At 48.5% G+C, this 12923-nt stretch carries 17 protein-coding genes; 2 read left to right on the forward strand and 15 right to left on the reverse strand.

Translation table 11 applies throughout. The features are described 5' to 3' along the window. Positions 1-95 precede the first annotated feature (95 nt). The 11 genes from ACPLJI_RS02760 to cbiM form a co-directional block, all read right to left on the reverse strand. A complete protein-coding gene (locus ACPLJI_RS02760) occupies positions 96-1286 on the reverse strand; it encodes an LUD domain-containing protein (protein WP_424731603.1) in 1191 nt (396 codons plus the stop codon). Beyond that, positions 1283-1966 (reverse strand): (Fe-S)-binding protein, encoded by a 684-nt coding sequence (locus ACPLJI_RS02765; protein ID WP_424731604.1) that lies wholly within the window; start codon positions 1964-1966, stop codon positions 1283-1285. Before ACPLJI_RS02765 ends, ACPLJI_RS02760 begins: the two co-directional genes overlap by 4 nt. A gap of 160 nt (positions 1967-2126) precedes the next feature. After that, positions 2127-3257, reverse strand: coding sequence for a glycosyltransferase family 4 protein (locus ACPLJI_RS02770; protein ID WP_424731402.1), 1131 nt, complete (start codon positions 3255-3257; stop codon positions 2127-2129). 27 nt (positions 3258-3284) lie between these two features. Further along, a complete protein-coding gene (locus ACPLJI_RS02775; protein ID WP_424731401.1) occupies positions 3285-3611 on the reverse strand; it encodes a DUF2304 domain-containing protein in 327 nt (108 codons plus the stop codon). 36 nt (positions 3612-3647) lie between these two features. Beyond that, complete coding sequence (locus tag ACPLJI_RS02780; RefSeq protein ID WP_424731400.1) at positions 3648-4343, reverse strand: glycosyltransferase family 2 protein; 696 nt, start codon at positions 4341-4343, stop codon at positions 3648-3650. A gap of 21 nt (positions 4344-4364) precedes the next feature. Further along, complete coding sequence (locus ACPLJI_RS02785) at positions 4365-4949, reverse strand: flavodoxin family protein (RefSeq protein WP_424731399.1); 585 nt, start codon at positions 4947-4949, stop codon at positions 4365-4367. Between the two features lie 20 nt (positions 4950-4969). Next, the gene (gene ribC / locus ACPLJI_RS02790) at positions 4970-5428 is read right to left on the reverse strand and encodes a riboflavin synthase (protein ID WP_237780323.1); all 459 of its coding nucleotides are present in this window, start codon (positions 5426-5428) and stop codon (positions 4970-4972) included. Between the two features lie 12 nt (positions 5429-5440). Continuing rightward, on the reverse strand, positions 5441-6277 hold the full coding sequence (locus ACPLJI_RS02795; RefSeq protein ID WP_424731398.1) for an ATP-binding cassette domain-containing protein: 837 nt from the start codon (positions 6275-6277) through the stop codon (positions 5441-5443). 93 nt (positions 6278-6370) lie between these two features. Further along, entirely contained in the window at positions 6371-7135 is a 765-nt protein-coding gene (cbiQ, locus tag ACPLJI_RS02800; protein WP_424731397.1) for a cobalt ECF transporter T component CbiQ, read from the reverse strand. 21 nt (positions 7136-7156) lie between these two features. Next, positions 7157-7444 (reverse strand): energy-coupling factor ABC transporter substrate-binding protein, encoded by a 288-nt coding sequence (locus ACPLJI_RS02805; RefSeq protein ID WP_424731396.1) that lies wholly within the window; start codon positions 7442-7444, stop codon positions 7157-7159. A 1-nt stretch (position 7445) separates the two neighbouring features. Continuing rightward, entirely contained in the window at positions 7446-8114 is a 669-nt protein-coding gene (cbiM, locus tag ACPLJI_RS02810; RefSeq protein ID WP_424731394.1) for a cobalt ECF transporter S component CbiM, read from the reverse strand. A gap of 203 nt (positions 8115-8317) precedes the next feature. On the opposite strand from cbiM, the gene pyrF reads away from it, so the two are divergent. After that, positions 8318-8971 carry an orotidine-5'-phosphate decarboxylase gene (pyrF, locus tag ACPLJI_RS02815; protein WP_424731393.1) on the forward strand — a complete coding sequence of 218 codons (654 nt, stop codon included), beginning with the start codon at positions 8318-8320 and terminating at the stop codon, positions 8969-8971. A gap of 53 nt (positions 8972-9024) precedes the next feature. On the opposite strand, the gene ACPLJI_RS02820 is transcribed toward pyrF, so the two are convergent. From ACPLJI_RS02820 to ACPLJI_RS02835, 4 genes are all read right to left on the reverse strand, one after another. After that, complete coding sequence (locus tag ACPLJI_RS02820; protein WP_424731392.1) at positions 9025-9582, reverse strand: hypothetical protein; 558 nt, start codon at positions 9580-9582, stop codon at positions 9025-9027. Positions 9583-9600: 18 nt separating this feature from the next. Beyond that, complete coding sequence (locus ACPLJI_RS02825; RefSeq protein WP_424731391.1) at positions 9601-10518, reverse strand: deoxyhypusine synthase; 918 nt, start codon at positions 10516-10518, stop codon at positions 9601-9603. Positions 10519-10672: 154 nt separating this feature from the next. Beyond that, entirely contained in the window at positions 10673-11554 is an 882-nt protein-coding gene (locus tag ACPLJI_RS02830; protein ID WP_424731390.1) for a CBS domain-containing protein, read from the reverse strand. A 96-nt stretch (positions 11555-11650) separates the two neighbouring features. Next, a complete protein-coding gene (locus ACPLJI_RS02835; RefSeq protein WP_424731389.1) occupies positions 11651-11833 on the reverse strand; it encodes a hypothetical protein in 183 nt (60 codons plus the stop codon). Between the two features lie 67 nt (positions 11834-11900). Between ACPLJI_RS02835 and ACPLJI_RS02840 the strand changes: the two genes are divergently transcribed. Further along, positions 11901-12914, forward strand: coding sequence for a cobalamin B12-binding domain-containing protein (locus ACPLJI_RS02840; protein ID WP_424731388.1), 1014 nt, complete (start codon positions 11901-11903; stop codon positions 12912-12914). Positions 12915-12923: the final 9 nt, after the last annotated feature.

Here is a 12923-nt window from a genome sequence, read left to right on the forward strand (position 1 = left end):
ACCTCCTGGTAAAAATTATGGAATGATATCCCAAGAAACATTACATGATAATTTTTTTAATTTATCTAGAACAGCACCCTTTTATACCTTTCTTTTCAGAGGGGTGAACCCCTTCTTTTTATCCTCTCAGCCACCCCCAGATGTGACCTGTGGTAGAGGCCAGCGGCATTGCACTCACCCCTCAGCCTCTCCATGAGTGAGGCTGTTGGAGTACCCACCGGGCACTTCTCTGTGCAGAGGCCGCAGAGGGTGCACATGTAGAGTCCTGATTCAACCGCTGTTTTTCCATCAGCAAGGAAGGAACTCATAACAACGCCCCTGCCCCCAAGGTAACCCCTGTACCCGAATCTGTTACCAACAGCATTGTAAACGGGGCAGCTCACTATGCAGCTCCCGCAGCCTATGCAGAGGAGAGCCTCAGGGTAAGCTGAGGATCTACCATTATCAACTGCCACTGCAATGACCCTTGATGCCCCGTACATGCCCCTGAGGAGCATCTTCTCTATATCAGCAGTCTTTGATGGACCTGAGATCACATTGATGTATGAGGGGACCCCTGTACCTGTTGCATAGGCAGTTTCGAGTTTCACAACTGACACCGCATCCTCTATTTCAGGTACAAACTTATCTATCCCGAATGCAAGTATATGGGTGTCCATGAGGGATAGCCTTCCCACATTACCCTCATTGTGGACTATAACAGCAGCTCCATCATTTGCTGCCACAGAATTTGCCCCCGTCACTCCTGTGGTGCAGGATTCTATTTTAGTGAGAATATCCTCCCTGATGGCCGCCATTATCTCATATGGATCATCTGAAATAGCAACCCCAAGCTTCTCCCTTACTATATCAGCTATTTCAGAAGTTCCAAGGTGAAGTGCAGGTCCAACGGGATGTGCGGGTTTCTTAATTCCTGCAAGCTGAAGTATCCTGTCACCCAGATCTGTTTCAATGACCCGCACCCCTTTTCTTCGAAGATAATCAGAAAGGCCTATCTCTGAGAGGGTGTTGGATTTGGACTTTGCAACAGGATCGCCATCAAGTGACTCATGAATTATCTTGCAGGCCTCATCTGCATCCTCAGCAAGATGGAATTCAATGCCGTTTTCCATGAAACGCCTGGATGCCCTGGATATGAGATCATCCATTTTCTCAACTGCCAGTTCACGTATCTCCGCCACCCTGTCTCTCAGTTCATCAATTTCAGGGGTTTCCAGGAGCCCTGTGCGCCTCTCGTCAAGTTTGCTGAAGGAAATCCTCATCTGGCGGATTTCATCATCGTTCAACCTTTATCCTCCCTGATGATTTCAGATAGAAGCTCTGTTATATCCATTACCATCATGGATGTGGATTCAAGGTTCAGGCGGCAGAATGGGCAGGATGTGCAGAGTATATCCGCCCCTGTCCTCTCAGCCTCAGCTATGCGTGATGAAGCAACCCTGGCTGATACGTCCCCGTGGGCTGACCTCAGGCCACCCCCTGCACCGCAGCACCTTGAGTCCCTCCCATGGTGTTCCATTTCCCTGAAGTCTGTAAACACCTTTAGAATCTCTCTGGTGGCGTCCTTCTCGTCTGTATGCCTTGATAGGTGACATGGATCATGGTATGTCACCCTCAGTGCGCTTTTATCAAATTCAATGTCCCCTGCATCTGCAAGGTCAAGGATAACCTGTGAGATGTGCTTGGCCTCTATGCTGTAGCCCATCCTCCTGTAGTCATCGTTGAGTGTCCGGTAGCATCCAGCGCATGATACGATAACTTCATTTCCCTGGAGCATTTTCCCTGTCATGTGAATCTGCCTTTCAGCGTCCTCCAGAAATCCAGTTCTAAGGAGTACCGAGCCACAGCACGTTTCATCATCCATAACCCTGTATTCAAGCCCTGCTGCCTGGAGGATTTTCTCTGTGGCCTCCTCTATTGCTGTGAGTCTTTCCCTTGCAAGACATCCTCTGAAGTAGATAACCATGGTATCAGTTATGCCAACGGCTCTATTAATATGTTGGAGTTTTAAGGATATGTTGGAGTTTTAAGGATATGTTGGAGTTTTAAGGATATGTTGGAGTTTTAAGGAAAAAGTGAAATTTATTCCGGTTGCTGGAAGAGGTGCTACCATCTCAAAGAAAGGATCAAATGCAACCTGTAACCTCTCTCAGGATTTCCTCCAGCTTTTTCCCGATTGCATCTGCACTGTAATCCCTGAAAACATCTGATGCCTCCTTTGTGAGTCTTCCATGGAGTTCCCTGTCATATAAAAGGTTTCTGAGCTTATCTGCCAGGTCCATCCAGTTGCAGGGTTCAAAGAAGAGTCCTCCCATCTCCCTGCTTGCCTCCATTACAGGCGGTATCCGTGAAGCCACGAAGGGTGTTCCGCAGCCCATTGCCTCCACAACAACTATACCAAAACCCTCAACCACACTTGGAAGGCAGAAGACCCAGGACTCTGCTATAACCCTCAGGACATCCTCATGTTTCTCCACGAATCCCAGAAATTCAACCCTATCCTCCACTCCCAGTTCAGCTGCAAGGTCCCGGAGCTCCGCCTCAAGTGGACCCGTACCTATTATTCTGCAGTTCAGGTCAGGAAACTCGTCTGCGAGAACTGAAACCGCCCTTATGAGGTCCCCTATTCTCTTGTATTCAACGAGCCTTGAAACGCATGCAATGGATGGGCTGGTGGTTTTCTCAGTCAGGGGCGGCCTGAAGTCCACCATGTTGTGGACGACCGAGACCCTCTGCCAGGGGTACCTCTCAAGTATCTTGCTGGCGGTGTACTCTGATACCGCTATTATTCTGTCGAACCTCCTTGAGAGGGTGTATCTTTCAAGTATCTCGCCGAGTATTCCTGAAAAACCAATGTTTCTGAGCCATTCACCGATCCAGACATCATGGTAACGTGCCAGGGCTTTCGCATTGGTTTTTCTTGCTATCATCCAGGCCACAGGATGTGTTATGAAGTTGTACCCTATAACAGCGTCAGCTTCAAGTTTCAGGCCCTCCCTGTAGGCCGAAAGCATGAATGACAGCCTCTTGCCCATGGAGCCTGCCTGAACATAGGACCTCCCCGGACCGCAGCAGATAACGTTCATATTTCCTCTGGTGTATCCATCAGGATTTTCAGCCGTCCTTGATGTTAGAACCGTCACATCATGTTTCTCTGATAATTTAATGGCCTCATTGAATGCGCAGGCCTCTGCGCCACCCCTTATGTCAAGTTTCTCGCCTGCTGGAAAGTACTCTGTCACGATACATATTCTCATATCAATCACTGAAGTGTGGGGTTGGATCTACTCATCATCCCCTCTAAGTGCAATCTCATGTACAAGGTCTGTTATCTCCTGCTGTAGCCTGTCCAAAATCAGGTATATCCTGAAGAGCAGGTAGTAAGCCCCTAGGATGCCTATTATGAGGAGAAAATCAAGTCCCCTTCCTATTCCAAGGGCTTTTGCGATTTCAGTTGAAAATGATGGTTTCAGCGAGAAGAATATGACAGAAACCCAGAGGATCAGCCACAGCATGAGGCCGCCTGGGGATGTCCTCGAATCCCTGAACCTCATAATGGATATCAGCATCCCTGTAATTCCAATTAAAATTCCCAGAACCTGGTATATCATGAACCCACCGCCTTTTTAAGTATTCATGGGTAAAAACTAAATCTTCCGGAATATATTGAGCAGAAGCCTCAGGAGTATCCTTATACCCACCGACGTGCTTGTTCCCTTGGCAATTGTTTCAGGCGTGTATATGGTCCTTATTGTAACCTCACGCATTCTGAGGTCATTCCTGCGGATCTCCCCAATTATCTCTGATGAAACACCGTATCCCCTGCTTTTTATATCAATGAGTGATGCTGCCCTGGCTGTGAATGCCCTGAGACCAGACTGGGAATCCGATACTCTGCACCCATAGAAAATGAGGGTGAGAAGGTTCATTATGGTGTTCCCCAGGTTCCTTGAAATGGGCATATCCGCGAAGTCTCTCCTTCCAATAACCACATCTGCAGAACCCTCCAGGAGGGGTTTCAAGACCCTTTCAATGTCGTCGGGGTCATGCTGCCCATCGGCATCGAAGGTCACCATGTAGTCTGCCCCCTCCTTCAGCGCAGCCCTGAGACCCGTCCTGAGGGCAGCCCCGAGACCCCTGTTTATGACGTGGGTATAAACAGACACCCTGGAATTCCTTGAGGACACCCTTTTGAGTATCTCTGGGGTTGAGTCCCTTGAGCCATCGTCAACCACCAGAACCCTGTAACCCCTTTCAAGGAGGGATTTCAGGACATCCTCTATGGTCTTCTCCTCATTGTAGGCCGGTACAACCACAGTGACATTCCCTGGTATCGATTCCATTGTCATTCACTCATATATCGATTAACCATGAATCTTCATTGCAAGGGACGCCACCCTTCTTCCGGTGTTCCTGGCCGTTTCAATACCTGCAGCATCCTCTGCAGAGTCTCCCTTTGCACCACCGACACCGGTACCTCCATAGTGGGCTGTTGGTGCCGCATCACCCACAACAACAGCCTCGTGTATCAGGAAGAAGTTGTGTATATCGCCACATGCTGTCTCCTGGCCACCGTTCCTTGAGCCCCCAACAGTTATGGCCCCCCCAACCTTATCTGATAATCTGAAATTGCTCCTGAGGGGCCTTGTCCTGTCCATGAACATCTTGGTCTGGGCTGTTACAGAGCCAAAGTACACCGGGCTTCCGATTATTATCCCATCAGCTTCTGCTGCAAGCTCAATCACCTCATTGAGGTCATCGTCAATCTCGCATTTCCCCTTACTCTTACATGAGTCACAGGCCCTGCAGGGGTTTATATCCCTACCTGCGAGCCTCACAAGCTCGGTTTCAGCACCCTCACTGGCAGCGGCCTCAAGGGCCTCCCTGAGCAGAATCTCAGTGTTACCATTCTTTCTTGGACTTCCACAGATTCCAATAACCTTAACCATCAGATTCACCTCCTATCCATCTAGAGGGGCCCCACATCGGGTTTGCCCTCACGCATGCCCATACCCGCATCACGTGTTAGCCTCTCTGGTCTGAAAAGCATCATGATGAGGTTCTGGGCATGTTCCCTTGCCCTGTTATCTGCAAGGACCTTTAGATCCTCAGGGTCATCCTCCTCATCCTCATGGACAAATACCTCAAGTATATGGGTGTTTGTCATAAGCTGAGCCTGTATGAGGCCAGTGGATGCCTCATGAGCACAGACCTTATCCTTCTCCTCTGGACCGGGCATTCCAAGGGCCATGACCATTTCACAGCCCTCCTCCTCGATCAGTTTCTTGCAGGCCACCGGAAGATCCTTTATCCCCGGGACAGTTCTCCTTATGATCTTTATACCCGTGGCATGTTTTTTAAGCTCATCGATGGCTGCGCCACCCATATCATACCTAGCAAAGGTTGTGTCACAGATCCCCACCTTTATCATGGTATCACCCTATTTCAGCTGGTCACGGAGTTTTCTCCTTGCCTCCCCTATTGTGAGGGGGTATGGTTCTCCAAATGGGAGATCATCCTCCTTCTGAAGTATCTCCACAAGGTGCGCTATCCTGGGAAGACGGAGGTTGGCGCCCCTTATGGTGTCTATATCTGAGAAAACATCTCCAGGTGTTCCCTCACTTATTATTTCCCCCCCGCTTATTATGTATATCCTGTCCGAGTAGAGGGGTGCCAGGTCAACATCATGGGTGGATATGATTATGGTCATGCCCTCCTCATTCAGCTCATGGAGGAGTCTGAGTATCTGCGATGCCCCACGGGGGTCAAGACCAGATGTTGGCTCATCAAGTATCATTATATCAGGTTTCATGGCGAGTATACCCGCTATTGCAACCCTCTTCTTTTCACCTCCACTCAGATGGTGTGGGGGCCTGTTCTCGTAGCCAGACATCCCCACCTTCCGCAGGGCGTCCTTAACCCTCTCTTCAACCTCATCCTCCGAAAGACCCATGTTGAGGGGTCCGAATGCAACGTCCTCGTCAACCCTTGGTGCGAACAGCTGGTCATCAGGGTTCTGGAATACGATTCCAACCTTTTGCCTGACTTCTATGAGCCCTGATTTGCTGTAGTCGATTTCCTTGCCATCTATCATCACCTTCCCGCTGGTTGGCTGCAGTATGCCATTGAAGTGAAGAAAAAGTGTGGACTTTCCTGCGCCGTTGGGGCCAAGAAGAGCCACCACCTCACCCCTTCTTGCATGGAAATCTATACCCTTCAGTGCCTCGGTGCCATCCGGGTAGGTGTACCTGATATTTACTGCCTCAATAATCTTCATGTTCACACCACGGAAACTGACCATATGATGAATAGTGTTTATTCAATATTTAACTGTACCCCGGCGGGATCCCCCTGGAGGCAGAATGAGAAATCAGAATATCCTGCCGGCTGATGTGAAAAGAAGCCCCATTAAAAGAAGACCATCAAATAATACCAGCATAACCGCTTCACGGGTTCCGATGGACTGTCTTCTGATGGATGGCATTGTCCCCTGATAGCACCTCGCCTCCATGGAACGGTACACTGTCTCACCCCTCAGCCAGGACCTTATAAAGAGGTTACCTGCAAGGAGCCCCAGGGACCTGTAGGAATTTTTAATACCGCTGTAGCCGAGCCTTGAATCCTGGGCATTATACATCACCGATGCCTCCTCGATGAAAACAAATATGGACCTGTACATGAGGAGGGCTATCTCAATGAAAGCCGCTGGAAGACCCAGCCTTCCAAGTTCATGGAAGACCTCATTGAGGGGTGTCGTGAGTGCAAGAAAGGCGAGGCAAGAAAACCCGCCGAGTATCCTTGAGAAGACCAGAATACCTGTCTGCAAGCCGTCACTGTAGACAATGAGACCCATGAATGTTACAAGTGGTTTCACACCAAAGAAGAACGCCATGAGCAAGAGCGTCAGAACAGAGAATCCCAGAGGAATAGCTGCAAACCGCAGGTAGTATGAGGCGGGTATATCCGCTGCAAAGAGAATCAGGAGTGTCATTAGAAATGCTATGATGAGGGGTATGACCGGGTTTGGTGACAGGACTGAAATCAGCATTGTGATAATGGCCAGGGCAATCTTAAAGCCGGGGCTGGTGTTTCTGAGGCCATTGGTATGTGCATAGTGGTCAACAGATATGTTCATCGCCCTCACCATGAAAAAATCCTATTCTGGGGACTCTCCCCTTCCCCTGTAGTAGCCGAAGAAGTATCCTATTATTAGGGCCCCTATGGCGGCCTGGAGCGCGAATAGCAGACTCTCTATCTCACCGCTTGGGGGCTCCCATATGGGCTGGAACCAGGGTTTATACCCTGTTTCAGATATTGCCTCGGCTGCACTGTCATCAGCCCCCCCAAAGTATCCCTGATCCTCTCCAAGGCCACTGTAGATTACAAGGGGACTTATGGCAATCACCGCAACTGCAATGAGCATTATGACGTGTCTTTTATTCATTTTAACCCTCCGCAGCAGGTTTTCCTATAACCTGAAGTTTTTCCATTATATCTGGCTTGAGCTTGAGGATGTTCTCAAATATCACCACGGTGAGAAGGCCCTCCGCAACTGCCAGTGGGAGCTGGGTGTAGGCAAATATCACCATGAACTTTATGAGTGCTTCCATGAACCCTGGTTTAGGGTATGCAACCGCAAGCTGGACTGATGTTGTCACATATGTCATCAGGTCACCCAGAAACGCTGCAAGGAAGACTGCAGCAGATGAGGGTATGGCTGACCTTGTGATCCTGTAGATCCCCCAGGCACAGACCGGGCCAATGATACCCATGGAGAACACGTTTGCCCCCAGGGTTGTTATGCCACCATGGGCAAGTAGCAGCGCCTGGAATATGAGAACAATAAGTGCCATGACGGATGTGACCGCAGGGCCGAAGAGCACCGCCCCGAGCCCATTACCTGTGGGATGTGAACAGCTACCAGTTACAGATGGAAGTTTAAGGGATGATAGAACAAACATGAATGCCCCGCTAACTGCAAGAAGCGGTTTTGCCTCGGGCCTCTCATCTGAAATCCTTATTATCCTTATCAAACCATAAATTATTACAGGTGCCGATAGGAGATACCAGAAGAGACACCACTCCGGTGGCAGGAATCCTTCCATGATATGCAATTTATCACCTTCTTGAATCTTTCTAAAGTAAACTTTAAGATATTAGTATATAATATTTTCTATAATTTCTGATTTAAATTAAAGTTTTCTTGAGAGGCATGCTTGCCCAGAGTATGATAACCAGAATTGACAGCCCCGCCCACACCATCAAACACATCATGTCCCAGAAAAATAGATAAAATAACTCCAACAGAGTGGTTAACATGAAAATCAAAAACAGACTCATCCTTGCAATGGACCTCATGGACCCCGGTGAAGCCATCAGGGTCACAGGAGAGGTCGCTGAATACATTGACACGGTTAAAATAGGGTACCCCCTGGTACTCTCAGCCGGTATTGAGGTTATAGGTGATTTCAGGGAGAACTTTGGGTGCAGGGTGATAGCCGATTTCAAGGTGGCCGATATACCTGAAACCAATGAGAAAATATGCAGGGCCACATTCATGGCGGGGGCTGATGCGGTGATAGTCCATGGATTCACAGGTGCGGATAGTGTAAGGGCATGCCTAGAGGTTGCAGATGAAATGAAAAGAGAAATCTTCCTGCTGACCGAGATGTCACATCCAGGTGCAGAGATGTTTATACAGGAATCTGCAGATAGAATAGCAGAGATGGGCGTTGAACTCGGTGTTAAAAACTATGTGGGCCCATCAACAAGGATAGAGAGACTTTCAAGACTCAGGAAGATCATCGGGCCGGAAGCATTCCTCATATCCCCCGGGGTGGGTGCCCAGGGAGGAGATCCCTCTGAAACACTGAAATTTGCAGATGCTGTGATCGTTGGAAGGTCAATCTACCTTGCAGAGGATCCCGCTGTTGCTGCAGCTGAAATTCTGGATTCAATGAGGGGCAGATAATTAACTTATATGTCCCATCGGGTCCATAATAAACTATCCATCCACCATAACAGTTACATGCACAGGGGTCCATGCGAACCCCCTAAACTCCTGATTCTTCCTGCAATTTCGTAGGCGACCTCAAAGAGTATGAAAAAAAGGACCGTTGCTGGGCCAAAACCTGTATCTGAAACTCCAGCCAGTGAGATAACAGCAAGGAGAACTATCACAGCCTTCAAGGAGAACCTGTAATCAAAGAAAAACCTGAAAAAACGGCCCTTTTCGTATACCCTGGGGTTATCATTACCATATTCATCAACATATGCCCCGGCTGTACATGCAACAAGAGCAGGGATGCTCAGTGAGGGCAATCCACCAAAAAAAAGAACCAGAAGGAATACCGCTGCAGCAAGCACATGGCTGGGGCAGTCTATCTTGCATGATATGAGGTTACCTGCGAATATCCCGAGGAATATACATGCAGCCGCCGTATCAGCAGTGGAGAGAACACCTGATGAAAGCCCACAGAGGGCACCTGCAACCATACCCGTGAGGGGTCTTCCCCACTCATCCTCGGCCTCATCCGCAACCTTCATTAGGAAACCTGAAACAGGAAAAAGAAGTTCAATCATGAAAGGACCTCAACCCAATCAATCCCTGTCAGAGAGTGCAGCTGAAAGTATAAGTGGAAACAGGGCTGTAGCATCACCAACCACCGTTACAAGATTCGAACCCGCCTGTGCCTTGGCCCATGACTTGGCCTCCTCAAGTGGGGCGCCACTGAGACTTCCCGTTTCGCTCCGATCCATGGTTATCTGGATCGCAGCATCCACACCCCCCCTTAGGAGGGTGGATGCAAGTGTGTAATGCTTCGGAAGTCCCCCTCCAAGTATAACAGCCCCTATTCTCTCATGGCTGAATACAAGGTCAGAGAGGCTGTTCATATCTCTCACAGCATCGAGGCATATCCTGTTGTCCTGTGTGTACATCCAGAGCTGGAGGCCAAGCATGCTGTCAATGATCCCAGGGGCATAGATGGGAACACCCCTAAGGTGGGCCGTTCTTATTATGGACATTTCATCCTTCAGATGCCCCCCTATCTCGTCAATGAGCTCCTGAATTGAAATATGGGGTTTTGATCTGAATATGGATGAAAAAATGTCCTGCATCCTGGCTTCAAAGACCTCAAAGTCCTCTGACCTGGTATATATGTCACCTATACGGCCTATCCCCTGCTCATGAAGCCTTTCATCATCGAAGCCATATTCCCTGTAATGGGCCCCTCCAAAGGCCTCAAGGAGGTCATGTGTAAGGTTGGCGCCGCTTGTTATGAGGGCTGCTACAATTTCCTGATCTATGAGATCCCTTATTATCCTTCTCATCCCTCCGGGTACCAGCGGTCCTGCCACACTCATGAATAATCCCATTTCACTGTCATTAATCATCTCATGGAGCAGTCCCGCTGCCCTGTGGACCCTGCCTGCTCCAAGGACCCCTGAACGACCCATCTCCTCTACCAGGTCCCCTGCCTTCATACCAGGTTTTATATTCATATGATTTACATTCAAAAGTAACACTTCCTCCACGATAAATGAAAGGGTATTTATAAATTCTGTGCCGAGGCACTCAGGAATAAAGATGGTTGCAGCTTAGCTATATCCCTATTTCTATTTATATGATCCCCATATGATGCTCCCCGAGTGAAAAACCAGGTGCCTGGTCTCAATCTAGACCCGCTATACTGTCAAGGATATCTGTACGGGTTATTATACCCGAAAGTTTACCCTCAGAGTCTGTAACAATCAGTCTCCCTATATTGTGTTTGTTCATGATCTCTATTGCATCAGAGATCATCATTTCAGGTTTAACCGTTATTATATTCCTTGACATGATCTCTGAAACAGGCAGGTTCTCGGTACCCTCTGCTATGGATGCTGTTATGTCGCTGAGGGTCACTATGCCCCGCACCTCATCGTCCTCCACTATCGGGGCGCCCTCGATTCCCAGTGATGATAGTTTAACCGCGGCATCCTTAACACTAACATCAGGGGGGAGTGTCACAAGTTCATGGGTTGCAACCTCCCCAACCGTCCTCTTGGGTATGCTTCTTATGGCGGTTGTGTCCAGGAGGATTATGTTATCCATATCATCCCTTCCCACAACAACCCCATCAACAATGAGCTTGTTGACCGGTGTTGGGCCTATGCGAACCCTATCGCCCAGGTCAAGTTTCCTTATGCTTCCAACCAGTTTTATTGCGGCCTCACATTCCCCTGGATCAGGGATGCTTGTGAACTCTATCTTTGCAACAGAAAGGTCATCGATTCTTTCACCGTCCCGGTAGATGGGGACAGCGGTTTCCCTCCCGCTTGATGATATGTTCAGCTGATGGTATGCCTTTATGGTTGGCTTGTATCCCCCGCGCGGTCCAGGGACACCCTTTACAAGTCCCAGGCTTCTAAGGGACTGCATCTGATTTCTTATTGTGCCCGGATTGCGGTTCATTATGGCTGCTATCTCCTCACCCTTAATGGATTTGCCGTTTGAATTCCTGTAGAGGTTGATGAGTGTCTGGAGTATTTCCTTCTGAACAGAGGTAAGCATCTTAACACCTGATGATCTATTATGAATAATAATTATAATTATTTTTAATTAATATGTTTTTTTATGCTGTATCAATTAATAAATCTTAAAAGCTGATCATCTGCTGATTTTCCCATCCCTCTTAAAGTATATGCAGTGTGCGGGGCTACCAGGTCCCATGGGGTGCCTGCAGTAAAGCTTAATCTCTCCAAGATCCTCAAGGACAACCTCACATCTGTAGACGCATTCCGGACATTCTCCCGTGGTCGAAATTATTCTGAAACCTTCAGCTGACTTCATATTTAACACTGCAAAAAATGATAAATTTCTTATTGAGGTTCCAACTTAAATAGGTTGGGGTGACTTATTGGGGATCAACGTTTCAAGGGACTCCCTTGTATCAGCGGTATATGATGATCTTAAGGGTAAGGGGCTTGTAAGCCCTGGAGATAGGGAGCTGTGCATACAGGACATAAATTACCATCTGGACTACCTTGAGGAGGCGATCAGTAATTCAAGTCCAGAGCTATTTGATGATTACGTCCTCTGGGCAGATGTGCTTCTGAGGAACCTTGGGCTCCCTGAAGAGTGTCTCAGGGGTTCGCTTAAAAGTATTGAAAAGGTTATGCTGGAAATTCCAGACGATGAAACCGCTTCCCTTGCTTCCAGTTACATCTCAGGTTCCCTCAGGAAACTTGAAATGGAACATGAACCTCCAAGCTACATCAGGGATCAGCCCCTGAGGGACCTTGCAGAGAAGTACCTTGAACTCGTTCTGAATACAGAGGCCAGGAAGGCCCGGGACCTCATAATCTCATCCCTGGAGTCCGGTGTGAATGTTGAGGATATATACCTCCATGTTTTTGAGCCGGTCCAGCATGAAATCGGCAGGCTATGGCAGACCAATCGGATATCGGTTGCCCATGAGCACTATGCAACATCAGTGACACAGATGATAATGTCAGAACTCTACCCATACATATACCGGGCATCAGAGCGAAAAAACCTCAGGCTTGTTGCCGCATGCGTTAACAATGAGCTGCATGAAATAGGAATAAGGATGGTCAGCGATTTTTTTGAAATAAATGGCTGGGATTCCGTTTACCTGGGGGCCAGCACCCCGCCAGAGGATTTCAGTAAAATCGTGGATGAACTGAAACCTGACCTTGTCGCTGTATCAGCCACCATGACCTTCAACGTTGGACATGTTAGGAGGCTTATAGAAACCCTTGGGGAACTGGATGATTCCCCCCCTGTAATGGTGGGTGGCTACCCATTCAAGGTGGACACTGAACTCTGGAGGAAGGTCGGAGCCGATCTGCACGCCGCCAGTGCCTCCACTGCCGTGAGGGTGGCTGAAGAATTTCTGAAAACAGAATAAGACATTTTT

Origin of the sequence: Methanothermobacter sp. (assembly GCF_049720995.1) — an archaeon.
Taxonomy (GTDB): Archaea; Methanobacteriota; Methanobacteria; order Methanobacteriales; family Methanothermobacteraceae; genus Methanothermobacter.